Annotated in this window: 25 protein-coding genes, 1 pseudogene and 1 riboswitch; of the genes and pseudogenes, 9 read left to right on the plus strand and 17 right to left on the minus strand. The window is 71.5% G+C overall.

Going from position 1 to position 24,071, the window contains the following annotated elements:
- Positions 1 to 39 precede the first annotated feature (39 nt).
- On the minus strand, positions 40 to 1,299 hold the full coding sequence (locus ACYUD3_RS15490) for a metallophosphoesterase (protein WP_470969500.1): 1,260 nt from the start codon (positions 1,297 to 1,299) through the stop codon (positions 40 to 42).
- 19 nt (positions 1,300 to 1,318) lie between these two features.
- Positions 1,319 to 1,558 carry an SCO4848 family membrane protein gene (locus tag ACYUD3_RS15495; RefSeq protein ID WP_470969503.1) on the minus strand — a complete coding sequence of 80 codons (240 nt, stop codon included), beginning with the start codon at positions 1,556 to 1,558 and terminating at the stop codon, positions 1,319 to 1,321.
- 91 nt (positions 1,559 to 1,649) lie between these two features.
- On the opposite strand from ACYUD3_RS15495, the gene ACYUD3_RS15500 reads away from it, so the two are divergent.
- Complete coding sequence (locus ACYUD3_RS15500; protein WP_470969507.1) at positions 1,650 to 2,927, plus strand: D-alanyl-D-alanine carboxypeptidase family protein; 1,278 nt, start codon at positions 1,650 to 1,652, stop codon at positions 2,925 to 2,927.
- A gap of 15 nt (positions 2,928 to 2,942) precedes the next feature.
- Here the strand turns inward: ACYUD3_RS15500 and ACYUD3_RS15505 are convergent, their stop codons facing one another.
- From ACYUD3_RS15505 to ACYUD3_RS15520, 4 genes are read right to left on the minus strand one after another with little or no spacing between them, the layout of a single operon-like run.
- Positions 2,943 to 3,830, minus strand: a complete 888-nt coding sequence (locus ACYUD3_RS15505) for a YihY/virulence factor BrkB family protein (protein ID WP_470969510.1) — start codon at positions 3,828 to 3,830, stop codon at positions 2,943 to 2,945.
- Between the two features lie 15 nt (positions 3,831 to 3,845).
- Entirely contained in the window at positions 3,846 to 4,274 is a 429-nt protein-coding gene (locus ACYUD3_RS15510; RefSeq protein ID WP_470969514.1) for a GtrA family protein, read from the minus strand.
- Entirely contained in the window at positions 4,268 to 5,224 is a 957-nt protein-coding gene (locus ACYUD3_RS15515; RefSeq protein WP_470969518.1) for a decaprenyl-phosphate phosphoribosyltransferase, read from the minus strand. Before ACYUD3_RS15515 ends, ACYUD3_RS15510 begins: the two co-directional genes overlap by 7 nt.
- Positions 5,221 to 5,739, minus strand: coding sequence for a phosphatase PAP2 family protein (locus ACYUD3_RS15520; RefSeq protein ID WP_470969520.1), 519 nt, complete (start codon positions 5,737 to 5,739; stop codon positions 5,221 to 5,223). Before ACYUD3_RS15520 ends, ACYUD3_RS15515 begins: the two co-directional genes overlap by 4 nt.
- A gap of 152 nt (positions 5,740 to 5,891) precedes the next feature.
- Between ACYUD3_RS15520 and ACYUD3_RS15525 the strand changes: the two genes are divergently transcribed.
- Positions 5,892 to 7,241, plus strand: coding sequence for an FAD-binding protein (locus tag ACYUD3_RS15525; protein ID WP_470969522.1), 1,350 nt, complete (start codon positions 5,892 to 5,894; stop codon positions 7,239 to 7,241).
- A 93-nt stretch (positions 7,242 to 7,334) separates the two neighbouring features.
- On the plus strand, positions 7,335 to 8,090 hold the full coding sequence (locus tag ACYUD3_RS15530; protein WP_470969524.1) for a decaprenylphospho-beta-D-erythro-pentofuranosid-2-ulose 2-reductase: 756 nt from the start codon (positions 7,335 to 7,337) through the stop codon (positions 8,088 to 8,090).
- Between the two features lie 75 nt (positions 8,091 to 8,165).
- Here ACYUD3_RS15530 and ACYUD3_RS15535 read toward each other — a convergent pair whose 3' ends face one another.
- From ACYUD3_RS15535 to ACYUD3_RS15555, 5 genes are all read right to left on the minus strand, one after another.
- Positions 8,166 to 8,744: a 2'-5' RNA ligase family protein gene (locus ACYUD3_RS15535; protein WP_470969526.1), complete on the minus strand. Its 579-nt coding sequence runs from the start codon at positions 8,742 to 8,744 to the stop codon at positions 8,166 to 8,168.
- A 171-nt stretch (positions 8,745 to 8,915) separates the two neighbouring features.
- Positions 8,916 to 9,929, minus strand: coding sequence for a tryptophan--tRNA ligase (gene trpS, locus ACYUD3_RS15540; protein ID WP_470969528.1), 1,014 nt, complete (start codon positions 9,927 to 9,929; stop codon positions 8,916 to 8,918).
- 175 nt (positions 9,930 to 10,104) lie between these two features.
- Positions 10,105 to 11,556, minus strand: coding sequence for a glycine hydroxymethyltransferase (locus ACYUD3_RS15545; RefSeq protein WP_470969531.1), 1,452 nt, complete (start codon positions 11,554 to 11,556; stop codon positions 10,105 to 10,107).
- A 30-nt stretch (positions 11,557 to 11,586) separates the two neighbouring features.
- Positions 11,587 to 11,676: riboswitch (ZMP/ZTP riboswitch) on the minus strand.
- A 19-nt stretch (positions 11,677 to 11,695) separates the two neighbouring features.
- Positions 11,696 to 12,970, minus strand: coding sequence for a glutathionylspermidine synthase family protein (locus ACYUD3_RS15550; protein WP_470969534.1), 1,275 nt, complete (start codon positions 12,968 to 12,970; stop codon positions 11,696 to 11,698).
- A gap of 3 nt (positions 12,971 to 12,973) precedes the next feature.
- Positions 12,974 to 13,315 carry a hypothetical protein gene (locus tag ACYUD3_RS15555; RefSeq protein WP_470969537.1) on the minus strand — a complete coding sequence of 114 codons (342 nt, stop codon included), beginning with the start codon at positions 13,313 to 13,315 and terminating at the stop codon, positions 12,974 to 12,976.
- Positions 13,316 to 13,435: 120 nt separating this feature from the next.
- On the opposite strand from ACYUD3_RS15555, the gene ACYUD3_RS15560 reads away from it, so the two are divergent.
- Entirely contained in the window at positions 13,436 to 14,269 is an 834-nt protein-coding gene (locus ACYUD3_RS15560; protein WP_470969818.1) for a hypothetical protein, read from the plus strand.
- A 3-nt stretch (positions 14,270 to 14,272) separates the two neighbouring features.
- Here ACYUD3_RS15560 and pdxR read toward each other — a convergent pair whose 3' ends face one another.
- A complete protein-coding gene (gene pdxR / locus ACYUD3_RS15565) occupies positions 14,273 to 15,652 on the minus strand; it encodes a MocR-like pyridoxine biosynthesis transcription factor PdxR (RefSeq protein WP_470969539.1) in 1,380 nt (459 codons plus the stop codon).
- A gap of 84 nt (positions 15,653 to 15,736) precedes the next feature.
- On the opposite strand from pdxR, the gene ACYUD3_RS15570 reads away from it, so the two are divergent.
- The 4 genes from ACYUD3_RS15570 (at position 15,737) to ACYUD3_RS15585 (ending at position 18,155) form a co-directional block, all read left to right on the plus strand.
- The gene (locus ACYUD3_RS15570) at positions 15,737 to 16,237 is read left to right on the plus strand and encodes a carboxymuconolactone decarboxylase family protein (protein ID WP_470969542.1); all 501 of its coding nucleotides are present in this window, start codon (positions 15,737 to 15,739) and stop codon (positions 16,235 to 16,237) included.
- Positions 16,234 to 16,953, plus strand: coding sequence for an isocitrate lyase/PEP mutase family protein (locus ACYUD3_RS15575; protein ID WP_470969545.1), 720 nt, complete (start codon positions 16,234 to 16,236; stop codon positions 16,951 to 16,953). The genes ACYUD3_RS15570 and ACYUD3_RS15575 overlap by 4 nt, the downstream gene beginning before the upstream one ends.
- 120 nt (positions 16,954 to 17,073) lie before the next feature.
- Positions 17,074 to 17,919 carry a helix-turn-helix domain-containing protein gene (locus ACYUD3_RS15580; protein WP_470969546.1) on the plus strand — a complete coding sequence of 282 codons (846 nt, stop codon included), beginning with the start codon at positions 17,074 to 17,076 and terminating at the stop codon, positions 17,917 to 17,919.
- Positions 17,901 to 18,155 (plus strand): DUF397 domain-containing protein, encoded by a 255-nt coding sequence (locus tag ACYUD3_RS15585; RefSeq protein ID WP_470969548.1) that lies wholly within the window; start codon positions 17,901 to 17,903, stop codon positions 18,153 to 18,155. The genes ACYUD3_RS15580 and ACYUD3_RS15585 overlap by 19 nt, the downstream gene beginning before the upstream one ends.
- 81 nt (positions 18,156 to 18,236) lie before the next feature.
- Here the strand turns inward: ACYUD3_RS15585 and ACYUD3_RS15590 are convergent, their stop codons facing one another.
- The 5 genes and pseudogenes from ACYUD3_RS15590 to ACYUD3_RS15610 all read right to left on the minus strand — a co-directional run bounded on the left by ACYUD3_RS15590 (position 18,237) and on the right by ACYUD3_RS15610 (position 23,118).
- Complete coding sequence (locus ACYUD3_RS15590; RefSeq protein ID WP_470969551.1) at positions 18,237 to 19,226, minus strand: malate dehydrogenase; 990 nt, start codon at positions 19,224 to 19,226, stop codon at positions 18,237 to 18,239.
- 399 nt (positions 19,227 to 19,625) lie between these two features.
- On the minus strand, positions 19,626 to 20,210 hold the full coding sequence (locus ACYUD3_RS15595) for a DUF2690 domain-containing protein (RefSeq protein WP_470969821.1): 585 nt from the start codon (positions 20,208 to 20,210) through the stop codon (positions 19,626 to 19,628).
- 963 nt (positions 20,211 to 21,173) lie between these two features.
- Positions 21,174 to 21,389: pseudogene (locus ACYUD3_RS15600) on the minus strand (helix-turn-helix domain-containing protein); the annotation flags it as partial.
- Between the two features lie 30 nt (positions 21,390 to 21,419).
- Positions 21,420 to 21,968 (minus strand): DUF3017 domain-containing protein, encoded by a 549-nt coding sequence (locus tag ACYUD3_RS15605; protein ID WP_470969554.1) that lies wholly within the window; start codon positions 21,966 to 21,968, stop codon positions 21,420 to 21,422.
- Positions 21,969 to 22,263: 295 nt separating this feature from the next.
- A complete protein-coding gene (locus tag ACYUD3_RS15610; RefSeq protein WP_470969557.1) occupies positions 22,264 to 23,118 on the minus strand; it encodes a bifunctional methylenetetrahydrofolate dehydrogenase/methenyltetrahydrofolate cyclohydrolase in 855 nt (284 codons plus the stop codon).
- Between the two features lie 245 nt (positions 23,119 to 23,363).
- Between ACYUD3_RS15610 and ACYUD3_RS15615 the strand changes: the two genes are divergently transcribed.
- A complete protein-coding gene (locus ACYUD3_RS15615; RefSeq protein ID WP_470969559.1) occupies positions 23,364 to 23,975 on the plus strand; it encodes an RDD family protein in 612 nt (203 codons plus the stop codon).
- Positions 23,976 to 24,071: the final 96 nt, after the last annotated feature.

Raw genomic sequence — 24,071 nt, forward strand, 5'->3', positions numbered from 1 at the left:
TTTCACAGGGCTCCCACAGTGTGACGGGACCCCTGCTGATCAGGCCTGACGGGACGCCAGCTGGATCACCGTCACATCGGAGGGCGCGCCCACGCGCGTGGGCGGCCCCCAGGCTCCGGCGCCCCGGGAGACGTACAGCTGGGTGTCCCCGTAGCGCTCGAGTCCGGCCACGGTCGGATTCGCCAGCTCCGCGAGGTAGTTGCCGGGCCACAGCTGGCCGCCGTGGGTGTGGCCGGAGAGCTGGAGGTCGACTCCGTGCCCGACGGCGTCGTGGATCTGCACGGGCTGGTGGGCGAGGAGTACGCACGCGCGCGTGGTGTCGCGGTCGCCCAGCGCGCGCGTGAAGTCGGGGCCCTCGCCCTCGCTCTCGCCCGCGAGGTCGTTGACCCCGGCGAGGTCGAACCAGGGCAGTTCGGTCCGGGCGTTCTCCAGCGGGCGCAGCCCGAGCCGCCGTACTTCCTCGACCCACTGGTCGGCGCCGGAGAAGTACTCGTGGTTGCCGGTGACGAAGAAGTTGCCGTGCCGCGCCTTGAGTTGGGTGAGCGGGGCGGCGGCCGGGCCGAGGTCCTTGACGCTGCCGTCGACCAGGTCGCCGACGACCGCGATCAGGTCGGGCTGCGTGCCGTTGATCGTGTCGACGACTTTTTGCGCGAAGCCCCGGCCGAGGACCGGACTGAGATGGATGTCACTGACGACGGCGATCCGGTAGCCGTGCGCGGCGCGCGGGAGTTTGGCCAGCGGGACGGTGACACGTTTCACGGTCGGGCCGCGCAGGACGCCGTAGGTGCCGTACCCGACGGTCCCGACGGCGGCGGCAGCGGCGGCGCCCGCGACGACTCGGGAGACGAAGAGGCGGCGGGAGGGGGTGGAAGCCTCAGCCGCCTGCGAGACGGCCGGTGAAGGCTCCGTGGCGGCCGGGAGTCCGCCGGAGGCCTGCGCGGGCTCCAGCGGGGCGCTGACGGGCTCCTGCGGGGTCTGCCGGGCGGCCCGGCGGTCCAGGAAGCGGCGCAGCAGCGGGCGTACGGCCTCGCCCGCGACGACGGCCAGCAGCAGGTAGATCGACACGGCCAGCCACAGGAAGCCGGGCCAGGCCAGGACGCGCTGGAGCCAGAAGGGGGCGCCGGTGCGCTCGGCGACGAACGCGGAGACGGCGAGGGCCCAGGCGGCGGCGAGACCGACCGCGCCCGCCCGCCGCACCCACCCGGGACCGGCGGTGGTGTCCCGGAACAGGCGGCGCCAGAGGTACCAGTTGGCGGCGGCCAGCACTCCGATGACGAGCACGCCGAAGACGATCACCATGACTGTGGCGTTCCCCTGCCTATGAAGTGGCGCGCAGTGCGCGCAGGCCGCGCAACCCGATGAGCCCGATGGCCGTCCCCAATACGAAGGACACGACGGCCAAGGTGAGATGCACCCAGAAGTACGCCGTGGGATGTCCGTCGTCGAACGCCAGTCCGCTGCCGTCCTTGATCAGGTTTTTTACGAAAGTGATCCAGATGAACCAGCTCCACACCCCGAAGGTGAGCAGGAACCAGGAGAGCCGGCGGCTGAGCGTCATGCGTTCAGTATCACCGGCCGGTGTCCGGTTCCTGCGGCGGGGTGCGGCCGGTGGTGGGCCCGGCCGCCGTGCGGCGGGTACGTTCTGGACCGTGCCCGCTCCCATGAAGCCGGCCGGCAGGCGGTCCCTGCTGGTCACCGCAGCCGTGCTCGCGTCCACCGCGCTGACCGCGCCCCCCGTCCTGGCGGCCCCGAGCCCCTCGCCCTCGCCCTCTGTGGTCCCGCCCGCGAACATGTCGACGGTCGGCGGCGCCCGGCTGGGGCTCGCCGGGACACAGGCGGATCTGGCCAATGGCGCGCCCGTGGTGCCCAAGGACATCACCGCGCGGTCCTGGATCGTCGCGGACGCCGAGTCGGGCGAGGTCCTGGGCGCGCACAACGCGCACTGGCGGCTGCCGCCGGCGAGCACCATGAAGATGCTGTTCGCCGACACCGTGCTGCCGCGGTTCCCGAGCACGGCGCAGCACAAGGTGACCGCGGCCGAACTCGCCGGCATGGGCGCCGGTTCGAGCCTGGTCGGGATAAAGGAGAACGAGACCTACAGCGTGCGCGACCTGTGGCTGGGGGTGTTCCTGCGCTCGGGGAACGACGCGGTGCGCGTCCTGTCGGCGATGAACGGCGGCGTCCCGGCGACGGTGAAGGACATGAACACCCACGCGGAGGACCTCCAGGCCCTGGACACCCATGTGGTCTCCCCCGACGGGTACGACGCCCCGGGGCAGGTGTCCTCGGCGTACGACCTGACGCTGATCGCCCGTTCGGGGCTCCAGAAGAAGGACTTCCGGGACTACTGCTCGACCGTGCGGGCGAGCTTCCCCGGGGAGACCGAGAAGGACAAGGACGGCAAGGTCACCCGGAAGTCCTTCGAGATCCAGAACACCAACCGGCTGCTGAGCGGTGACTCGGACCTGTCGCAGTACCAGGGCATCGCGGGCGTCAAGAACGGCAACACCACCAACGCGGGCGCGACCTTCACGGGTGTCGCCGAGCGGGGCGGGCGGGTGCTCCTGGTGACGGTGATGAACCCGGCGAAGACCGAGCACAACGAGGTCTACAAGGAGACCGCGGCGCTCTTGGACTGGGGGTTCCAGTCGGTCGGGAAGGTGCGGCCCGTAGGGGAGTTGGTGGCCCCTAGGAGCGCGGTTCCGACCGCGCGGCCCGGGTCGACGAGTTCGGCTCCGGCGGACGGGTCGGCGAGTCCTTCGCGGACCCCGGTGACGTCGGCGTCGGCGACGAACGGCGGGTCCGGGGGCATCGGGACCGCCCTGGGGATCGCGGGCGGGGCGCTGGTGGTGCTGGGGGCGGGCGCGTTCCTGGTGAACCGGAAGTGGCCCAGGCGGCGCGCGGCGGCGGCCGAGGAGACTTCCTGAGCTGACCGGCGCTCCCTAAGGAGCCTCGGTCTCCGTACCGGCGTCCCCGCGCGCGGGTCGTCTCTCCGTCGCCGTCCAGGCCGCGCAGTACAGGACCAGCTTCGCCGTGAGGTTGATCCACAGCAGGAGGGCGACGGGGACGCCGAAGGCGCCGTACATGCTCTTGGTGGCGACGCCCTGGAGGTAGCCGCTGAGGAGGAGCTTCAGGAGTTCGAAGCCGAGGGCTCCCATGAGGGCCGCTTCGAGGAGGGGGCGGCGTTCGGGGTCGGCGCCGGGGAGCAGGGTCAGGACGTAGAGCAGCAGCAGGAAGTCGGCGAGGACGGCGACGGCGAACGCGGCGACGCGCAGCAGGACGCTGCTCCAGCCGCGCTCGTCGAGCCCCAGGGTGTCCGCGCCCCGGCCGACGGCCCAGGAGGCGACGGTGGAGGCGGCGAAGGTCACCAGGACGGCCCCGCCGAAGCCGACGAGGACGCCCGCGTCCTTGGCCTTGACGAGGACGGGGTTGCCGCTGTCGTCGGGGAGTTCCCACACCGCGCGCAGGCAGTCCCGTATCTGGCCGACCCAGTTGAGCCCGGTGAACAGCAGCACCGCGCCCGCGATGAGCCCGACGGTCCCGGCGTTCTGGACCAGCGAGGCGACGTCCAACTGGTCGGAGATGCCGGGCACTTGGTCGGCGATCCGGGTCTCCAGGCGCTGCTGCTGGTCCTGGCTGAGGGTGGCGGCGGCGACGGCCGCGGCGAGGGTGAGCAGCGGGAACAGCGAGACGAAGCTGACGAACGTCATGGCCGCCGCGAGCCGCGACCACTTGGCCTGGTCGAGCCGTTCGTACGACCGCCACGCGTGCGTGCGCGTGAGGCGGTCGATCCACGGCCCGATCCAGGGGAGCTGCTTCAGCCAGTCCATGATCCGAACTCTGCCTCACCCGGCGCCGGACGAACCCACTTGGTACTTGAACACCCAGGTGCGGGTCCCCCAGAACCGCAGGACCGTCGCGAGCGCCATACCGACGCCCGCCCCGGAGACGGTGTCCGCGCGCTGGGAGGTGAGGTCGAGGGCGTAGTGGCTGACGGTGAGGCACAGGAGTTGTACGGCGGCGCCGGCGAGGTTGACGGCGAGGAAGACGGCGACGGGGCGCAGCCCGCGCGCGGGGGTGTGGCGGTAGGTCGTCAGGGCGTTGCCCGTGTAGGCGACCGCGCAGCCGGCGAGGAAGGACAGGGCTTTCGCGGTGAGCGGGTCGAGTCCGGCGGGGCCGCGCAGGGCGGTGAACAGGGCGAGGTCGGCGGCGTAGGCGAGGAGTCCCACGGCGGCGAAGCCGAGGAGTTCCGTGCGCTGCGGGGCGCTCACCAATGGGCCACCGCCAGCCCGTACATGGCGAGCCAGGCGAGGCCGATGACGGCGAGGGCGCGGTCCCCGAGGACGACCTCTTCGGGTTCTCCGGCGCTGCCCCGGTCGGCGAAGACGGCGTAGCGCAGGATCGCGAGGATGAAGGCGACCATGGACAGCTGCCGCCAGGGCAGGAGGCTGGGTCCGGGGTCGCCTTCGAGGGCCCACAGGCAGTAGCCGAGGACGGCGACCCCGGCGGCGAGCTGCCAGACGAAGCGGAGGTAGCCGGTGGTGTATTCGGTGAGCAGCGCGCGCGTGGCGCCGGCGGTGGCGGTGCCGGACATCTGGACGGCTTCGGAGTAGCGCTTGGCGGCGACCATGAACAGGGCGCCGAACCCGGTGGTGATGAGGAACCAGCGCGACAGCGGGATGCCGAGGGCGAGGCCGCCGACGCCGGCGCGCATGAGGAAGCCGGTGGCGACGACGGCGAGGTCGACGACGAGGACGTGCTTGAGGCGGACGCAGTACGCCAGCTGGAGGCCCGTGTAGGCGGCCAGGACGCCCGCGACGGCCGGGGAGGCCAGCCAGGCCGCCAGCAGCGGCGCCAGGGCCGCCAGGGCGCCTCCGGCGGCGTAGGCGAGGGGGACGGGGACCTGTCCGGCGGCGACGGGGCGGTGGCGTTTGGTGGGGTGGGCGCGGTCGGCGTCGGCGTCGCGGGCGTCGTTGACGAGGTAGACGGCCGCCGCGCAGGCGGTGAACAGGGCGAAGACCAGGGCGAGTTGGGCGGCGGCGTGCCAGGACAGGAGGCGTCCGGCGGCGGCGGGGGCGGCGACGACCAGGAGGTTCTTGACCCACTGCTTGGGGCGGGCGGTGCGCAGCAGGCCGGACAGGAGGGCGCCGGGGGTGCGTTTGGGAAGGGGGCGGGTGTGGGTGCGCGGTTCGCGCAGTTCCGTCAGGGGCGCGGCCTCGGTCATGCGGGGCTCTTCCGGGTGCCGTGCCGCATCCAGCGCGTGCCCGCGCGGGCGGTGAGCGCGCCGAGGGCGGCTCCGGCGGCGACGTCGGTGGGGTGGTGGACGCCGGCGACGAGCCGGGAGGCGCACATCGCGGCGGCCACCGGGAGGGCGGCCCGCACGCCCAGGGCGGCGAAGGCGACGGCCGCCGCGGTCGCGGAGGCGGCGTGGGAGCTGGGGAAGGAGTGCCGGCCCGCCGTGCGCACCAGGGGGGTGACCCCGGCCGGGCGGGGCCGTCTGACGAGGTGTTTGACGCCCGAACTGGCCGCGTGCGCGCCCGCGGTGAGGGCGGTCGCGCGCAGCCAGGCGGTGCGCCGGGGGGTGTCGGCGGCTGCTGCGGTGAGTCCTGCGGCGAGCCAGAGGGCCGCGTGTTCGCCGGTCCACGACAGCACGCGCGCGCAGGCGGCGATACGGGGGTCGGCCGCGCGCGCGTGGAGTGCGGTCAGGACGCGGCGGTCGTACTGTCTCCAGTTGCCCATGGGGACCCACTGTTCACTCCGGAGGGGTCCTGGCGTTGGCAATATTGAGCGACATCCCACTAATCACCCGTTTCGGCGAGAGTCATTACTTTTGACCAGCTTTCACGAGTTTTCAGGGGTTTTGCCCTTATCGGGCGGCTACGGTCACCGACATGCCTGCCGAGACCGTCTCCGTCACCGGTTGGGGCCGCACCGCCCCCTCCACGGCCCGTCTGATCCGCCCAGGGACGTACGAGGAGGCCGTCGCGGCCGTCCGGGAGTGCGGGGTCCGGGGCGGTATCCCCAGGGGCCTGGGGCGGGCGTACGGGGACGCTGCGCAGAACGCGGGGGGCTCGGTCATCGACATGACCGGTCTGGACCGGGTGCACGCGATCGACGCCGCCGAGGGGGTCGTCCTGTGCGACGCGGGCGTCTCCCTGCACCGGCTGATGGAGGTCCTGCTGCCGCTGGGCTGGTTCGTGCCGGTCACGCCGGGGACCCGGCAGGTCACCGTGGGCGGGGCGATCGGGGCGGACATCCACGGCAAGAACCATCACGCGTGCGGGTCGTTCGCCCGCCATGTGCCCTCTCTTGAGCTGCTGACGGCCGACGGCACGATCCGCACCGTCCGCCAGGGCACCGACCTCTTCGACGCGACCGCCGGGGGCATGGGCCTGACCGGGATGATCCTCACCGCGCGCGTGCGGCTGCTGCCCGTGGAGACGTCCCTGATGTCGGTCGACACCGAACGCGCCGCCGACCTCGACGACCTGATGGACCGTATGGCGGCGACGGACCATCACTACCGTTACTCGGTCGCCTGGATCGACCTCCTCGCGCGCGGGAAGGCCACCGGCCGCGCGGTCCTCACGCGCGGGGACCACGCTCCCCTGGACGTCCTCCCCGCCCGCGCGCGCAGGTCCCCGCTCGCCTTCCGCCCCCGCCGGCTGCCGGCTCCCCCGGCGTACGTCCCCGGGGGACTGCTGACCCGTACCACCGTCGGATTGTTCAACGAAGCCTGGTACCGCCACGCCCCCCGCGCGCGGGCCGGTCAACTCCAGTCCCTGTCGGCCTTCTTCCACCCCCTGGACGGCGTCCCGCACTGGAACCGCATCTATGGGCGCGGCGGTTTCGTGCAGTACCAGTTCGTCGTCGAGCACGGCCAGGAGGAGGCGCTGCGGCGGATCGTGCGGCGCATCTCCGAGCGGCGCTGCCCGTCCTTCCTCGCCGTCCTCAAGCGGTTCGGGGAGGGCGACCCGGGCTGGCTGTCGTTCCCCCGCGCGGGATGGACCCTCGCCCTGGACATCCCGGCCGCCCTGCCCGGCCTCGCGGACTTCCTGGACGGCCTCGACGAGGAGGTCGCCGCAGCCGGCGGGCGCGTCTACCTCGCGAAGGACTCCCGGCTGCGGCCGGAGCTGCTGACGGCGATGTACCCGCGCGCGGACGAATTCCGGGAGCTGCGCGGGAAGTTGGACCCGCGCGGGGTGTTCATGTCGGACCTGGCACGCCGTCTCAACCTCTGAGCGAGGCCCCCTGTAGACCACCGGCCCGCCGGACGAAGCCCCCTCCAGAGCCCGCCCAAGCCCTCAGACCTCCGCACGCCTTAAGGAGCCCCCATGAAGGACGCCTTCGGTCTCCCCCAGTCCCTCCTCGTCCTCGGCGGCACCTCCGAGATCGCCCTCGCGACCGCCCGCCGCCTCGTCGCCCGCCGCACCCGCACGGTCTGGCTCGCGGGCCGCCCCTCCCCCGCCCTGGACCAGGCCGCAGAGAGCCTGCGCAAGCTCGGCGCGGACGTCCGTACGGTCGCCTTCGACGCGCTGGACAGCGAGGGCCACGAGGCGGCGCTGGGCAAGGTGTTCGCGGAGGGGGACGTCGACGTCGTGCTGCTGGCGTTCGGTGTCCTCGGCGACCAGGCCCACGACGAACGCGAGCCCCTCGCCGCCGCGCGGGTCGCGCAGACCAACTACACCGGTGCCGTCTCCTCCGGGCTGGTCGCCGCCCGCGCGCTCCAGGCGCAGGGCCACGGCTCCCTGGTCGTCCTCTCCTCCGTCGCCGGTGAGCGGGCCCGCCGCGCGAACTTCATCTACGGCTCCAGCAAGGCCGGCCTCGACGCGTTCGCCCAGGGCCTCGGGGACGCGCTGCACGGCACCGGGGTGCACGTGATGGTCGTGCGGCCGGGGTTCGTGCGGACGAAGATGACCGACGGGCTGCCCGAGGCGCCGCTCGCGACGACCCCGGAGGCGGTCGCGCTGGCCATCGAGACGGGGCTGCGGCGGCGGGCGGAGACGGTGTGGGTGCCGGGGGTGCTGCGGGTGGTGATGTCGGCGGTACGGCACGTCCCGCGCGCGGTGTTCCGCAGGCTGCCGATCTAGCCGACGGCGATTTAAAGCGCTTTAAGCCGACCTAAAGCGCTTTAAGAAAGTTAAAGCGCTTTAAATCGCCCCCCCCTACAGCGTGACCGAATCCTCCGCCGCCGGCGCCGACGCCTGCGGCGGCACCACCGGGCTGCCGAACGGATACTCCTGGAGCTTGCGCCACACCTCGTCCGCCCCCTGCTCGTACAGGGCGAAGCCCGCGCAGGTCCACTCGGCGGTGAAGGCGGACAGCTCCTCGTAGGCGCGGTCCATGGCGGTCTCGTCGATGCCGTGGGCGACCGTCACGTGCGGGTGGTAGGGGAACTGGAGCTCGCGGGCGACCGGGCCGGACGCGTCGCGGACCTGCTGCTGGAGGCGGGCGCAGTCGTCGGCGCCGGACGTGACCCGGACGAAGACGACCGGGGAGAGCGGGCGGAAGGTGCCCGTACCGGACAGCCGCATCGGGAAGGGCCGCCCCGCGCGGGCGACCTCCGTCAGATGCGCCGCCACCGCGGGCAGCGCGTCCGCGCCCACCTCGGTCGGCGGGAGCAGGGTGACGTGCGTGGGGATGCCGTGCGCGGCGGCGTCCCCGAAGCCCGCGCGCAGCTCCTGGAGCAGGCTGCCGTGGGGCTCCGGGACCGCGATCGAGACGCCGATCACTACGGTCCCCACTTCGTCTCCTGTCGTCGTGCCGGTGTTCTTCACGCCTGTGCCGGTCTGTGCCGTACGGCTATCGACTGTACGGCCCGCGCCGGGCTGTGGGCAGGCGCGGCCGGAGTGATGTGCAGCGCTCTGCCGGTACCCGCACGCGCCTTGTGCGGGCCGCTCCCGCCGGTCGTCCGGTCAGTGTTTGGCGGGCAGGAAGCCGATCCGGTCGTACGTCGTGGCCAGCGTCTCGGCGGCGACCGAGCGGGCCTTCTCCGCGCCCTTCGCGAGGATCGCGTCCAGCGACTCCGGGTCGTCCAGGTACTGCTGGGTGCGCTCGCGGAAAGGGGTGACGAAATCTACGACGACCTCGGCGAGGTCCGTCTTGAGGGCGCCGTACATCTTGCCCTCGTACTCCTTCTCCAGCTCGGCGATCGTCTTGCCGGTGAGGGTGGAGTAGATCGTGAGCAGGTTGCTGACGCCGGGCTTGGCCTCCGCGTCGTAGCGGATCACCGTGTCCGTGTCGGTGACCGCGCTCTTGACCTTCTTCGCCGTCGCCTTCGGGTCGTCCAGCAGGTTGATGAGGCCCTTCGGCGTCGACGCCGACTTGCTCATCTTGACCGTCGGGTCCTGGAGGTCGTAGATCTTCGCCGTCTCCTTCAGGATGTACGGCTTCGGGACCGTGTACGTCGCTCCGTAGCGGCCGTTGAAGCGTTCCGCCAGGTCGCGGGTCAGTTCCACGTGCTGGCGCTGGTCCTCGCCGACCGGGACCTCGTTCGCCTGGTACAGCAGGATGTCGGCGACCTGGAGGATCGGGTACGTGAACAGGCCCACCGTCGTGCTCTCGCTGCCCTGGCGGGCGGACTTGTCCTTGAACTGGGTCATGCGGCTCGCCTCGCCGAAGCCGGTGAAGCAGTTCATGACCCACGCGAGCTGGGCGTGCTCGGGGACGTGGCTCTGGACGAAGAGGGTGCAGCGGTCCGCGTCCAGTCCGGCCGCCAGCAGCTGGGCCGCCGCCAGCCGGGTGTTCGCCCGCAGTTCGGCCGGGTCCTGCGGGACCGTGATCGCGTGCAGGTCGACGACCATGTAGAAGGCGTCGTGGGACTCCTGGAGGTTCACCCACTGGCGGACGGCGCCGAGGTAGTTGCCGAGGTGGAACGAGCCGGCGGTGGGCTGGATGCCGGAGAGCACGCGGGGTCGGTCTGTGGCCATGGGTCCCATTCTCGCAGAGGGGGAGAGTGGGGTTTGCCGGGGAGGTGGGGGGTGGTTCAGGGGGTGGGGAACTGCTGCGCCGTTGTGGCTGAGCGCGCAGTTCCCCGCGCCCCTTAGGTCAGCTGCCGCTGAGGGCGTTCATCAGCTCGCCCCCCTCCAGATCGACAAGCAACCCTCAGCCCAAGTCGATCTCCGGATACAACGGGAACCCCGACACCAGCTCCGACGCCCTCCCCGCGACCTCCTCCGCCACCTTCCCCTCCAGCACGTGCCCCGCCTTCGACACCGCCCCCGACTTCGTCCGGCCCGGCTCCGTCGCCGTCAGGACTCGGTCGATCAGGCCCGCCACCTCGTCCATCTCCCCCGTCCCCAGCCCCCGAGTCGTCAGCGCCGGGGTCCCCACCCGGATCCCGGACGTGTACCACGCCCCGTTCGGGTCCGCCGGGATCGCGTTGCGATTCGTGACGATGCCGGAGTCCAGCAGGGCCGACTCCGCCTGCCGCCCGGTGAGGCCGTACGAGGACTCGACGTCGATCAGGTTCAGGTGGTTGTCCGTGCCGCCGGTCACCAGCGTCGCGCCCCTCCGCATCAGGCCCTCCGCCAGGGCCCGCGCGTTGTCGACGACCTGCTGGGCGTACGTCTGGAAGGACGGGCGGCGGGCCTCCGCCAGGGCCACCGCCTTGGCCGCCATCACGTGGGGCAGGGGGCCGCCGAGGACCATCGGGCAGCCTCGGTCGACCTGGTCCTTGAGGGAGTCGTCGCACAGGACCATGCCACCGCGCGGGCCGCGCAAGGACTTGTGGGTGGTCGTCGTGACGATCTGGGCGTGCGGGACGGGGTCGAAGTCGCCGGTCAGGACCTTGCCCGCGACGAGACCCGCGAAGTGCGCCATGTCGACCATCAGCGTCGCGCCGACCTCGTCCGCGATCTCGCGCATGACGCGGAAGTTCACCAGGCGGGGGTACGCGGAGTACCCGGCGACCAGGATGAGCGGCTTGAACTCGCGGGCCTGGGCGCGCAGGGCCTCGTAGTCGATGAGGCCGGTCGCCGGGTCGGTGCCGTAGGAGCGCTGGTGGAACATTTTGCCGGAGATATTGGGACGAAAGCCGTGGGTGAGGTGGCCGCCGGCGTCGAGGGACATGCCGAGCATCCGCTGGTTGCCGAAGGCCTGGCGGAGTTCCGCCCAGTCGGCGTCGGTGAGGTCGTTGATCTGGCGGACGCCGGTCTTCGCGAGGAAGGGGACCTCGACGCGGTCGGCGAGGACGGCCCAGAAGGCGACGAGGTTGGCGTCGATCCCGGAGTGCGGCTGGACGTACGCGTGCCGCGCGCCGAACAGCTCGCGCGCGTGCTCGGCCGCCAGCGACTCGACCGTGTCGACGTTGCGGCACCCCGCGTAGAAGCGGCGGCCGATCGTCCCCTCGGCGTACTTGTCGCTGAACCAGTTGCCCATCGCGAGGAGCGTCGCCGGGGAGGCGTAGTTCTCGGAGGCGATCAGCTTCAGCATCTCGCGCTGGTCGTGGACCTCCTGCCCGATCGCGTCGGCGACCCGGGGCTCGACCGCGCGGATGACGTCGAGCGCGGCCCGGTAGGCGACGGACTCGGGGGAGAGGGGGCTGGACTCGGACATGAGACCTCCGGACGTGGATGTACGGCGTTCAGGTTCGGCCCAGGCGCACGGCACACGTTCACACGCGGACCGCTCCCCGATGGTCGTTCCCATCCCAGCGCGCCAGTCACGGCCCACCGCCCAGCCTACCGGCCCCCGCTCAGCGGATCACGTGCGGAACGAACCGCGCGTACTCGTCGGTGACCAGCCCCGCCGACTCCCGTATCCCCAGCCCGGCGGCCTCGTCCCCGACGGTCCAGGCGCCCAGGACGACGTGATTCCCGCCGAAGGAGGGGAGGGGGCAGAGCGCCTGGTAGCAGAGGGGGTCGCGGTCGGGGGTGCGGGGTACGAGGCCGCCGGCGGCCTTTTCTACGATCCCGGCAACGCCCTCCGCTTCCACGGCCCCGGCGGCGTCCCCCGCTTCCGCGACCCCGGCCGCCCCCTCCGCCGAGTGCACCACCACCCCCGCCCCCTCCCTCCCCAGCAGCGGCTTCGACACGTACCCCGTCTCCGCCAGCTCCCTCGGCCCCTCCAGATACGCCGGCAGCAGGTTCGGATGCCCCGGATACAACTCCCAAAGCACCGCCAGCAGCGCCTTGTTGCTGAGCAGCATCTTCCAGGCGGGCTCTATCCAGAGGGTCGTTCCCGTGCCGCCCCCGTTGTCGAGGGTGTCCAGCACATGGCCCCCGAACCGGTCGGCGACCAGCCACTCCCACGGGTACAGCTTGAAGCAGCTGCGGATGAACTTGAGCCGGTGGTCGACGAAGCGGCCGGAGAGGCGGTCCCAGCCGATGTCCTCCATCGGTATCCAGTCGGTCTCGATGCCTGCCTGCTCGGCGGTCTCCTTCAAGTAGGCGACGGTCATGAGGTCTTCGCCGAGTTCGTCGGCGGTGGAGTGGGCGAAGTAGAGGGGGCCGCCCGGCGGAAGCAGGCCCGCTTGCTTCCGCCACGCCCCAACCAGCCTCTCGTGCAAGGAGTTCCACTGATCCGCCCCCGGGAAGCGGTCCTCCATCCAGAACCACTGCGCGGAGGCGGCCTCGACGAGGGAGGTCGGGGTGTCGGCGTTGTACTCCAGCAGCTTGGCGGGCCCGGTGCCGTCGTAGCGAAGGTCGAACCGGCCGTAGAGGGAAGGGAGTTCGGCGCGCCGCTCCCAGGCCTCGGTCACCGCCCGCACCACAGCAGGGTCGTTGATGCCGAGCGCGGCGAACTTCCCTTCGCTGACGATGTACTGAGCCGCCGTCAGACACATCTGATGCAGCTCCTCGACGGTCTCCTCCAGTTCCTCGACCTCTTCGAGGGTGAAGGAGTAGTACGCCGACTCGTCCCAGTAGGGCCGGAGTTGGCCGTCGGGGTGGCGGGTGAGCGGGTGGACGAGGCCCTGTTCCTCCACGGTCCGCTGCCAGTGGGGGCGGGGTTCGATGGTGTGCCGGCGCATGGTTCAGCCGCCGGAGCTGCCGGAGCCGCCGGAAGAGCAGCCGAAGCCGCCCCGGTCGACGGCCTCGCTGCGGCTGAAGGTGCCGGAGTCGGCGTACCCGTTGCGCACGTCGGCGTCGTAGTACCAGGACCCCTTGGACACCTTCCGGGCCGAACTCCCGCTGCCGGACGTGGACTTGCAGCTGCTGTCGGTGACGACCTTGTACCCGTACAGGGCGCTGTAGCCGGCGCGGTCCACGCAGCGGCGGTCCGGGTCGGAGCCGCAGGAGGTGAGGGTCGCGGCGACGGCCGCCATGCCGCCGAGCACGACCGTGCTGGAACGGAGTCTTCTGCGGGTGCCCGCCATGTTCTGCTCTCCCCGTTGTGTATAGCCAGTTTTGGCGGCCAGCCTAGAGATCGGTGTGAGTCGGCGTACAGGTACCCCCCGGGGCCCGACCTCGCCTACAGTCCGTTTGTGATGTTTGGGATGGTGTGCGCGCTCGGTGCGGCGGTCTGTTTCGGTACGGCGACGGTGTGGCAGGCGGTGGCGACGCGGGAAGCGGTGCCCGAAGGGGGCGGCGGGGGCGCTGCGGCGCTGCTGCTGCGGGCGGTCCGGCAGTGGCGTTACGTCGCCGGGCTCGCCCTCGACGGACTCGGTTTCGTCTTCCAGGTGCTCGCCCTGCGCTCGGTGCCGATCTACGCGGTGGGCGCGGCGCTGGCGGCGAGTCTCGCGGTGACGGCGGTGGTCGCGGCGCGGATGCTGGGGGTGCGGTTGAGCCGTGCGGAGTGGTCGGCGGTCGCCGTCGTCTGCGCGGGCCTCGGTCTGCTGGGGCTGGCGTCCGGGGCGGAGGGTTCGTCGGGCGGGTCGGCGGCGTTCCGCTGGGCGGTGCTCGGCTGGGCGGCCGGGGTGCTGCTGCTGGGGCTGGCCGGGGGGCGGTTGCCCGAGCGGGGCCGGGCACCGGCGATGGGCCTCGGCGCCGGGCTCGGGTTCGGGGTGGTCGAGGTGGCGGTGCGGCTGGTGGACGAGGTCACGCCGGTGGCGCTGCTGACGAACCCTGCCGTGTACGCGGTGGTGGTGGGCGGAGGTGCGGCGTTCCTGCTGCTGACGTCCGCGCTGCAACGGGGTTCGGTGACGGCGGCGACGGCCGGCATGGTCATCGGCGAGACGGTCGGCCCGGCGGCGGTGGGCGTGATCTGGCTGGGCGACCGGACGAGGGAGGGGCTGGGGTGGCTGGCGGTGCTGGGGTTCGGGGTGGCGGTGGCGGGGGCGCTGGCGTTGGCGAGGTTCGGGGAGGCGCCGGGGACTGAGGGGGAGAGCTAACTCCTACCCCAACACCCTGCACAGCACCTCCAACGCCCCCGCCCACCCATGATCCGACGGCGTCCCGTACCCCACCACCAGTGCGTCCATCGCCGCCGCCCCCGCCCCCTCGTGCCGGAACCGGGTGATCCCGTACAGCGCGAGACCGTGCCACGCCGCCGTGCGCAGTACCGCCCCCTCCGTCCCCGCCGGCAGCCGTACCAGCGCGTGCAGTCCGGCCGCGATGCCCGTCACCTCCGCCTCCGGTGACGCCGACCGCACCGCCCGCACCAACTCGTCCCGGCGCCTGCGATACCGCGCCCGCGACGCCCGGACGTGGCGGTCGTACGCGCCGGAGTCGATGAACTCGGCGAGGGTCAGCTGGTCCAGGACGCTTGTGGGGGACGAGTCGATCAGGGGCGTCAACTGAGCCGTCAGCGTGGGTGGGAGGGCCAGCCACGCCAAACGGAGGCCCGGGGCAAGGGACTTGCTCGCCGTGCCCATGTAGATCACTCGGTCCGGGGCCAAGTCCTGTAGCGCGCCCACGGATTGGCGGTCGTAGCGGAACTCGCCGTCGTAGTCGTCCTCCAGGATCAGCCCGCCGGTGCGCCGCGACCAGTCGACAACTGCCGAGCGGCGTTCGGGGTGGAGGGAGAGGCCGAGGGGGAACTGGTGGGAGGGGGTGAGGTGTACGGCGCCCTCTGAGGCCAACTCGCTGGTACGGGTGCCCTGTTCGTCGAAGGGGAGGGGGGTGGTGCGCAGGCCCGCCCGCTCCAGGATGCGCCAGTGCGGGGGCAGCCCGTAGGAGTCGACGGCGAGGGTCCGTACGCCCCGCCCGTGCAGCAACTCCCCCAGCAGGCGCAGCCCGTGGGCGACTCCGGGGACGACGACGATGTGCTCGGGGTCCGTGCGGACGCCCCGCGCGCGGGAGAGGTACGTCGCGAGGGCCGCGCGGAGTTCGGGGCGGCCCCGGGGGTCGCCGTAGCCGAGGGCGTCGCCGGGCGCGGCGGCGAGGGCGCGGCGGGTCGCTTTCAGCCATTCCGCGCGGGGGAAGGCGGAGAGGTCGGGGCTGCCGGGGAGGAGGTTGTGCCGGGGCGGGCCGGGGGTGCGGGGGTGGGTAGGGGGACGGGTGGGCGCGCTGGGTACGGCCCGGTCGGCGACCCGCGTCCCGGACCCCTGCCGCGCGGTGAGCCACCCCTCGGCGACGAGGTCGGCGTACGCGTCGGCGACGGTGTTGCGGGCGATGCCGAGATCGGCGGCGAGGGTACGGGAGGAGGGCAGCCGCGTCCCAGGCGCGAGCCTCCCCCCGCGCACGGCTTCCCGGAGGGCGTCGGTGAGTCCGCGCCGGAGGTGGGGGCCGGAGGGGGTGAGGTGGAGGTCGATGCCGAGGGAAGTGTTTTTCATCGGCTCCCCTTTCCTGAAGTGGCCCAAGATTTCCCCGGCGGAATGGACCAGATCCGTGGGCAGCTTCGATCCTAGGGTCGAGCTATGACTACGACCACCGACACCGACCTGTACGCGGCGGAGCACTCCCCCCGGATGGTGCTCGCCGATCTCGCGCCCGAGTTCTACAAGGCCATGCGGCAGGTGGACGGCGCCGCGCGGCGTGGGGTCGATCCTGTGCTGCTCGAACTCGTGAAGATCCGCGCCTCCCAGCTCAACCACTGCGCGTTCTGCCTCGACATGCACTCCAAGGACGCGCTGGCCGCCGGGGAGAGCGTCGAGCGGATCGTGCAGCTGGCGGCGTGGCAGGAGTCGCGGCACTTCTACACGGAACGCGAACTCGCCGCCCTCGAACTCACCGAAGCCATCACGCTGTTGACGGAAGGGTTCGTCCCGGACGACGTGTACGACTCCGCCGCCCGGCACTTCGACGAACCCGAACTCGCCCACCTCATCGCCGCCGTCACCGTCATCAACGCCTGGAACCGCATCGCCGTCTCGACCCGTATGGTCCCCGGCCGCTACCAGCCGGGCGCCCCCCGGTGAGCAAGTCCGGCTTCTTCCGCGCGCTGCACGTGCGCCCCTCCCCCGACCAGCCCCTGGTCCTCGCGGGCGCCTGGGACGCGCTGAGCGCCCAACTCTTCGTGGAGGCCGGGTTTCCCGCGATCGCCACCCCCAGCGCGGGCATCGCCGCAGCGCTCGGGTACGCCGACGGCGAGACCCCCGCCGACGAGATGTTCGGCGCCGTCGCCCGCGTCGCCCGCTCGGTCGGCGTCCCCGTGTCCGCCGACGTCGAGGACGGATACGGGCTCCCGCCCAAGGAGTTGGTGGAGCGGCTGCTTGTTGCAGGTGTCGTCGGCTGCAACCTGGAGGACTCCCGGCACGGCGTCCTCAAGGAGCCGCGCGCGCACGCGGACTGGCTGGCGGAGGTGTGCGCCGCCGCCGGGGGCGAACTGTTCGTCAACGCGCGGGTCGACACGTATGTACGGGGGCTGCGGTCCGCCGAACTCGCCATCGAGCGGGCCGCGTTGTACGTCAGTGCGGGCGCGGACTGTGTGTACCCCATCTTGGCCCCGATCGAGCAACTGCCTTTGTTGCGCGCGGGGATTAAGGGGCCGCTCAACGTATTCGCGCAGCCCACACAGGGTCCGGCCCCGGCGGAGTTGGGTGAACTCGGGGCCACGCGGATCACGTTCGGGCCGGGGATGCAGCGGTGTGCGGTGGCCGCGCTGCGGGAGATCGCCGGGGACCTCGCGCCGTAAATTCCACACCGGGTCGCCATGTGCAACAAAGTAGGGGTCATCTTCTTTAAACAGCCGCCGCGCTGACCCTTTGCTGCACTACCTTCCGTAGTCCAGCAACTACGGGAAGGGGAGCCCCCCATGCCTGCGCGGCGATTGAAAACCGACCGCAGTATCAACCCAAGGGACCGGTTTGCGGAGGAGGTGAAAGCCCTTCGGACCGAGAACAAGTACACCCTTCGGTATGTGGCACAGAAGGTCGGCTGGGACTCGTCCCTGCTCAGCAGGCTCGAGAACGGCCACACCCTGGGCGGCCCGGAGGTCGTCGAAGCCCTCGACACCTTCTACGGGACAGGGAAGTTCCTGAAGACGCTGTGGGAACTCGCCATGGCGGACCCCACGCAGTTCAAGGAGCAGTACCAGGAGTACATGAAGCTTGAGTCCGAGACGCTGGCTTTCTGGCACTACGCCCCGAACATGCTGCCGGGTCTGCTCCAGACCGCCGGGTACGCGCGCGAGGCCCTGACGGCGGGCGGTCTGACGGGCGAGAAGCTTGAGCAGCAGGTCGAGGCCCGCATCAACCGGCAGCGGATCCTGGAAGGAGTGGACCCGGCGACGGCCTTCCGCTCGATCCTCTCGGAGGCGGTGCTGCGCATACTGCTGAAGGATCGAGCCGCCTGGCAGGAGCAGCTGGCCCATCTGGTCGAGATGGCTCAAAAACCGAACATCACCATTCAGGTGGTGCCGTTCAGCGCCGGATTCCACCCCTTGGCGAACACCGACGTGATGTTCCTCCGGCAGCCGGACAACCAAGTCGTCGCCTACACGGAGAACGACCAACGGGGGTATCTCTACAAGGAGAACTCGGAGGTTGAGCGCCTTCAACGTCGGTACGATGCGATGCGTGACGAGGCAATGACACCCGCCAAGTCACTTGAGTTCATCATGCGGATCTTGGAGGAAGTCTCGTGCGAGCCCTCGACCTGAACCACGCGACCTGGCGCGCGTCCAGCTACAGCAACGACAACGGCGGCCAGTGCCTCGAAGTCGGCGAGTGGCGCAAGTCCAGCTACAGCAACACTGACGGCGGTCAGTGCCTTGAGGTCTGCGACTGCACCCCGGGCGTCGTCCCGGTCCGCGACAGCAAGAACCCCTCCTACGGCACCCTCACCTTCGCCGGTGCCGCCTGGTCCGCCTTCACCGACTCCGTGAAGCTCGGCTGACCCCCTGCCGCCGTACACAGCGACTCCCGCACTCCCCAGTTTCAAACCTGGAGCGTGCGGGAGTCGCTGTTTCTGTTGCTTTTAGAGGAGGCCGAGCGCGCGGACCGCGTCCCGCTCCTCGGACAGCTCCTGGACCGACGCGTCGATGCGCGCACGCGAGAACTCGTTGATCTCCAGGCCCTGGACGATCTCGTACTTGCCGTCCTTGACGGTGACGGGGAAGGAGGAGATCAGGCCCTCGGGAACGTCGTACGAACCGTCCGACGGGATGCCCATGGAGACCCAGTCGCCCTCGGCCGTGCCGTTGACCCACGTGTAGATGTGGTCGATCGCGGCGTTGGCGGCGGAGGCGGCGGAGGAGGCGCCGCGCGCTTCGATGATGGCGGCGCCGCGCTTGGCGACGGTGGGGATGAAGGTGTCGGCCAGCCACGCCTCGTCGTTCACGACCTCGGCCGCGTTCTTGCCCGCGATCGTCGCGTGGAAGATGTCGGGGTACTGGGTCGCGGAGTGGTTGCCCCAGATGGTGAGGCGCTTGATGTCGGAGACCGTCGTACCCGTCTTCTTCGCGAGCTGGGTCAGCGCGCGGTTGTGGTCGAGGCGGGTCATCGCGGTGAAGCGCTCGGCGGGGACGTCCGGGGCGGCGGCCTGGGCGATGAGGGCGTTGGTGTTCGCCGGGTTGCCCACGACGAGGACCTTGATGTCGTCGGCCGCGTGGTCGTTGATCGCCTTGCCCTGGGGCTTGAAGATGCCGCCGTTGGCGGAGAGGAGGTCGCCGCGCTCCATACCGGCGGTGCGGGGGCGGGCGCCGACGAGGAGGGCGACGTTGGCGCCGTCGAAGGCCACGTTCGCGTCGTCGGTGATCGTGATGCTGTTGAGGAGCGGGAAGGCGCAGTCGTCCAGCTCCATCGCCGTGCCCTCGGCGGCCTTCAGGGCCGGGGTGATCTCAAGGAGGCGCAGGTTGACCGGCACGTCCGCGCCGAGCAGCTGGCCGGAGGCGATGCGGAAGAGCAGGGCGTAACCGATCTGGCCGGCCGCGCCGGTGACGGTGACGTTCACGGGAGTGCGGGTCATGGCGTTCTCCGTTATGACAGCGGGCGTGGGGTGAACCCTGTGCCGGACGTTTGATCGATCTCTTGGCGTCAAGAGAATCTTGCGGTCAGGCTATCGCGGGTTGGGAGGTGGGGGGTGCGGTGGGGTTGTGTGCGGTGGGGCACAGGGTGGGGGTGGGGGTGGCTGGGCGGTCTGAGGGGGGCGGGGTGTTGTGCGGCGGGGGGGGTGCGGGGGGCGCGGCTGGGTGGCGCAGGGGGCAGGGGTTTTGCGCGGCGGGGTTTTGCGCGGCGGGCATAAAGGGGCGGCCACCGGCTCAGGGAGAGGGGGAGCGGTGGCCGCCGGGGCGGGCGTACGGGGCTGGGGGGTCGTACGTCCGCCGGGTAGGGGTCGGGTGCCCGGGGTTGGCGGGGGTAAACGGGGTTAGTTGGTGCAGGCCCGTTCGCCCGATGCCAAGGTCACGCATGCCTTGACCCCGTCCGGGGACGTGACCGCCGTCATCGCGGTGTACGCGATCGTGTCGCCCGGGGTCGTGACGGTGTCCTTGCTGTGCACCCTCGCCGTCTCCATCTGGACCTCGTCGCCGGGGTTGGCCCGGGTGATGCGGGCCCATGCCGTGCCGCAGGTCTTGCTGTAGCGGACCTCCACGAGGGTGGTCCGGACGGTCACGCTGGTCACGGTCGTCGCCAACACCCCCGTACAGCCCATCTCTTCGGCGTCCTTGCCCTCGCAGCCCGAGTCGACGCACTTGACTCCGTCGGGGAGGGGGCGGGTCTGGACCGGAGAGGGGCTCTCGGGACCGGCGGCACGGGCGGTGTTGCCGGGCCCGCTGTCGGTGAGGAGGAAAGCGACGGTGGCGAGGAGGGCCGCGCCGAGGGCGCCGGCGGTGAAGGAGAGCCAGCGGGAGCGGCGGTGGCGGGTGGGGGTGTGGGGTGCGCCCGGGATTCCAGGGGGGCCGGGAGTGTTGGGGGTGCCGGGAGTGCCCGACGGGCCGGGGATTCCGGGCACCCCGAGCGTCCCGAGCGTCCCGGGGGTCCCGAGCGTCCCGGAGAGTCCGGAGATTCGGGGGGTCCCGGAGGTGCGGCCCGGGGGCGCGGCGGCGGATGCCCCAGCGCTCTCCCTACGCCCAGCGCTCACCTTGCGCCCTGCGCTCCCTTTGCGTGCAGCGAGCCTCATGCGTCCGACGAGCCCCGGTCGCCCGACTGCCTCCCCGCGCGCCGCGCTCTCCGCGCGCCCCTCAATTCCAGCGTGCTTCAACGCCTTTGTCGCGTCATCGGCGCCCGAGTCTCCTGCGGTCCCCGGGGCCCCGGCAGCCGCACTCGGCGAACCAGCGCCCGCGTTCGGCGAACCGGCACCCGGCCTCGCCCAGCCGGCGCCCACGTTCGGCCACCCAGCCCCTTCCTTCGCCGAACCGGCACCCGGCGCAGCCGACTTGGGATCAGCCGACGCCGGTCCACCCGGCGCTGGGCCGCCCGACCTCGGCTCGGCCGCCCCCGGCGCACCAGCACCTGCCCTCGCCCAACTGGCAGCCGCCTTCGCCGGACCGGTGTCCAAGGCAGCCGAATCGGGTGAGCCGGCGCCCGTCTTCGCCCAGCCGGCGCCCGCGTTCTGTGAGCCGGCCCGTTCCTTCGCCGAACCAGTGCCCGGCGCAGCCGAATCAGGGGAACCGGCACCCGGCCTCGCCCAGCCGGCGCCCACGTTCGGCCACCCAGCCCCTTCCTTCGGCGAACCGGCGTCCGGCGCAGCCGGCTTGGGGTCGGCCGGCGCCTGTCCATCCACCCCCGGCGTGCCCTGCCCCGGCATACCCGCCCCGGGCTCCCCCGACCTCGGCGACGGCCCCCGGTACCCCGCCAACCCCCACGAGTTCCCCTCCGTCGGTCCCCCCACCACCCTTCCCGGCAGCGCCCTCTCCGACTCCGTCCTCGTCCACGCCCGTTCCGCCGTCTCCCAGTGGGATATCAGTTCCGCGGCCGGGGTGTCCGTCGCCTCCGCCAGGGCTATCACCGCTCGTTTCGGGGCCAGGACGCGGCCGTCCAGGAAGCGTTCCCACGACGTCCTGCTGTAACCCGTGCGATCCGCCAGCGCGGTCAGGCTGAGGCCCGCCTGGTCGGTCAGGTCTCTCAAGTGGCTCGTGAACTCGACGACTTGGGCGTCCAGATCATGCGGCAACGGCCGCCAGCGAGGCATCTTTCCCCTCCGTACAGAAACGAGCGGCGGTCAGTTGCCGCTGCTCACCGTGAAGTGCAGCGTGTCCTTGAGGAACGGGATCTGGAGCCACGGATGCGGCTGGGCCATCAGCGCCAGCAGGACGATCGCGAGGCCCAGCACCCCGTACGTGAGGATGTCGGTGAAGCGTGAGCGGACGGCGAGCATGCCGACCCTCGGCAACGCGAACCGCAACGCCGCCCCACCCAACAACGCGACCCCGATCAGAATCGTCCCCGCCCTGAACTGGTCCAACGCCGTGATCAGCAGCCCGAGTCCGACCGTACCGAGCACGGCGAGCATGGGCCACTGCCGGGCGGGGGCGGGGGCCCCACCGGGGGCGGCGCGGCCACCGCCTTCGGGGCGCGCGGTGTCTTTGGTGAAGCGGGGGAAGCGGCGGGGGGTGCGGGTACGGGAGGTGCGGGTGGCGCCCGTGCGGGGGGTGCCCATATCGGGGGTGCTCATACCGGGGGTGCCGGGCGCGCTCTCGGCGAGGCCTTCGGACCCGGCCGATCCGGGCGCCTCGGAAGACGGCTCAGCCGAACCTGCGGACCCGGGCACGCCGGAAAACGGCGCCGCCGGACCTGCGAACCCAGCCGACCCGGATACCCCGGAGGACGGCACCGCCGGACCTGCGGACCCAGGCACCCCGGCAGACGGCTTCGCCGGACCGGCCTGCCCAGCCTCCTCAGCCGAACCGGACAGCCCAGCCGCAGACGCCCGTTCAGCCGCAGACGCCGGCCCAGCCAGAGCCCCCCGTTCAGCCGGAGTCTCCGCAGGCTCCAGCCCCGTCCCCCCCGAACTCCCCTTCTCCGCCCGCATCTCCATCTCCTCCCCCGCCCCCTTCTTCTCGTCCTCAGTCAACACTGCGCTCCGCCGCCTCGACCACGTTGACGAGGAGCTGGGCCCGGGTCATGGGGCCGACCCCGCCGGGGTTCGGGGAGAGCCAGCCGGCGACCTCGCGGACGTCCGGGTGGACATCGCCGACGATCTTGCCGTCCGCCGACCTGGAAACGCCTACGTCCAGGACAGCCGCCCCCGGCTTCACATCCTCCGCCCGGATCAGGTGCGCCGCCCCGGCCGCCGCAACAACGATGTCGGCCCTCCTGAGATGCGCCCCCAAGTCCCGCGTACCGGTGTGACATTGGGTGACCGTCGCGTTCTCGGAACGCCGGGTCAGCAGCAGCGGCATGGGCCGTCCGATCGTAACTCCCCTGCCCACGACGACCACTTCGGCGCCCTTCAGCTCAACTCCGTACCGGTGCAGGAGAGTCAGGATGCCGTTGGGCGTACAGGGCAGCGGGCCGGGCTCGTTGAGGACCAGCCGGCCGAGGTTCATGGGGTGCAGCCCGTCGGCGTCCTTCGCGGGGTCCATCAGCGAGAGGACCCGGTTCTCGTCGATGCCGGGCGGGAGCGGCAGCTGGACCAGGTAGCCGGTGCAGCCGTCGTCCGCGTTGAGTTCGCGGACGACCGCCTCGACGTCGGCCTGCGTCGCCGTCGCGGGCAGCTCGCGGCGGACCGAGGCGATGCCGACCTCCGCGCAGTCGCGGTGCTTGCCGGCGACGTACTTGCGGCTGGCCGGATCGTCCCCGACGAGGAGGGTGCCGAGGCCGGGCACGACGCCCTTCGCCCGCAGCGCCGCGACACGGACGGTCAGATCCGATCTGATCTCGGCTGCGGTGGCCTTGCCATCGAGAATCTGGGCGGTCATGGGGACATCTTTCCGGAAGACCCGCTCCTGGTTCCAATCCGGACAGGGCCGTCCGGCGGGGGTCTTGTGCGAACCAGGTTGCAGGTGCACAACACCGTGCGAATCGAACTGGACAAGAACTCACTCAACCAATAACGATGAAATCCGCAGCAATGCGGTCCGGTCGGGGGGCAAAACCGCTCAAATCTTGACGTTCCTCCGGCATGCCCGCGTCCCCACCGCATGACCCACGGAGGAAACCAGCCATGAGTTACGGCTCGCCCAACCCCTATGGCCAGCCCCAGGACCCGAACAACCCTTACGGGCAGCCGCAGCAGCAGCCGGGATACGGCCAGCCGCAGCAGAACCCCTACGGGGCGGCGCCGCAGGGCCAGCCCGGGGTCCCGCCCCAGGGTTACCCCGCCTACCCCCAGCAGGGGTACCCGCAGCAGGGCTACCCGCAGCAGCCGGGGTACGGGGTACCGCAGTACGCGAACTGGGGCCAGCGGTTCGCGGCGAAGCTGATCGACAGCCTGATCATGCTGATCCCGTACTGGATCCTCGCCGGTATCGGCGGTTACAACGACATCCCGGCGCTGGCGCTGCTCGGCTTCGCCTACGTGATCGGCGTGTTCGTCTACTTCGTCATCAGCGAGGGCAAGACCGGCCAGACCGTCGGCAAGAAGGTCCTCAACATCCGTACCGTCCGCGAGGCCGACGGCCAGGTGCTCGGCGGCGGCATGGCCTTCGTCCGCCAGCTCGCGCACATCCTGGACAGCCTGGCCTGCTACATCGGCTGGCTGTGGCCCGCCTGGGACGCCAAGCGCCAGACGTTCGCCGACAAGGTCTGCTCCACGATCGTCATCCGCTCCAGCTGACGCCCAAGAGCGCGAAGTCCCCGTTCTGATACAGGCCGGCGACGTCTTCTCGCCATTCCTCCCCGGGGCCGTGTCCGCGCGTGACACGGCCCCGCC

It is taken from the genome of Streptomyces sp. AMJ-169 (assembly GCF_055597585.1).

Bases quoted from the DNA above. Each gene is read 5' to 3' on its own strand.
- ACYUD3_RS15555 (WP_470969537.1), bottom strand. From the start codon at position 13,315: ATGGCGGGCACCCGCAGAAGACTCCGTTCCAGCACGGTCGTGCTCGGC.
- ACYUD3_RS15615 (WP_470969559.1), top strand. From the start codon at position 23,364: ATGAGTTACGGCTCGCCCAACCCCTATGGCCAGCCCCAGGACCCGAAC.
- trpS (WP_470969528.1), bottom strand. From the start codon at position 9,929: ATGGCCACAGACCGACCCCGCGTGCTCTCCGGCATCCAGCCCACCGCC.
- ACYUD3_RS15515 (WP_470969518.1), bottom strand. From the start codon at position 5,224: ATGACCGAGGCCGCGCCCCTGACGGAACTGCGCGAACCGCGCACCCAC.
- ACYUD3_RS15545 (WP_470969531.1), bottom strand. From the start codon at position 11,556: ATGTCCGAGTCCAGCCCCCTCTCCCCCGAGTCCGTCGCCTACCGGGCC.
- ACYUD3_RS15520 (WP_470969520.1), bottom strand. From the start codon at position 5,739: ATGGGCAACTGGAGACAGTACGACCGCCGCGTCCTGACCGCACTCCAC.
- ACYUD3_RS15525 (WP_470969522.1), top strand. From the start codon at position 5,892: ATGCCTGCCGAGACCGTCTCCGTCACCGGTTGGGGCCGCACCGCCCCC.
- pdxR (WP_470969539.1), bottom strand. From the start codon at position 15,652: ATGAAAAACACTTCCCTCGGCATCGACCTCCACCTCACCCCCTCCGGC.
- ACYUD3_RS15495 (WP_470969503.1), bottom strand. From the start codon at position 1,558: ATGACGCTCAGCCGCCGGCTCTCCTGGTTCCTGCTCACCTTCGGGGTG.
- ACYUD3_RS15570 (WP_470969542.1), top strand. From the start codon at position 15,737: ATGACTACGACCACCGACACCGACCTGTACGCGGCGGAGCACTCCCCC.
- ACYUD3_RS15610 (WP_470969557.1), bottom strand. From the start codon at position 23,118: ATGACCGCCCAGATTCTCGATGGCAAGGCCACCGCAGCCGAGATCAGA.
- ACYUD3_RS15580 (WP_470969546.1), top strand. From the start codon at position 17,074: ATGCCTGCGCGGCGATTGAAAACCGACCGCAGTATCAACCCAAGGGAC.
- ACYUD3_RS15560 (WP_470969818.1), top strand. From the start codon at position 13,436: ATGGTGTGCGCGCTCGGTGCGGCGGTCTGTTTCGGTACGGCGACGGTG.
- ACYUD3_RS15530 (WP_470969524.1), top strand. From the start codon at position 7,335: ATGAAGGACGCCTTCGGTCTCCCCCAGTCCCTCCTCGTCCTCGGCGGC.
- ACYUD3_RS15505 (WP_470969510.1), bottom strand. From the start codon at position 3,830: ATGGACTGGCTGAAGCAGCTCCCCTGGATCGGGCCGTGGATCGACCGC.
- ACYUD3_RS15490 (WP_470969500.1), bottom strand. From the start codon at position 1,299: ATGGTGATCGTCTTCGGCGTGCTCGTCATCGGAGTGCTGGCCGCCGCC.
- ACYUD3_RS15550 (WP_470969534.1), bottom strand. From the start codon at position 12,970: ATGCGCCGGCACACCATCGAACCCCGCCCCCACTGGCAGCGGACCGTG.
- ACYUD3_RS15590 (WP_470969551.1), bottom strand. From the start codon at position 19,226: ATGACCCGCACTCCCGTGAACGTCACCGTCACCGGCGCGGCCGGCCAG.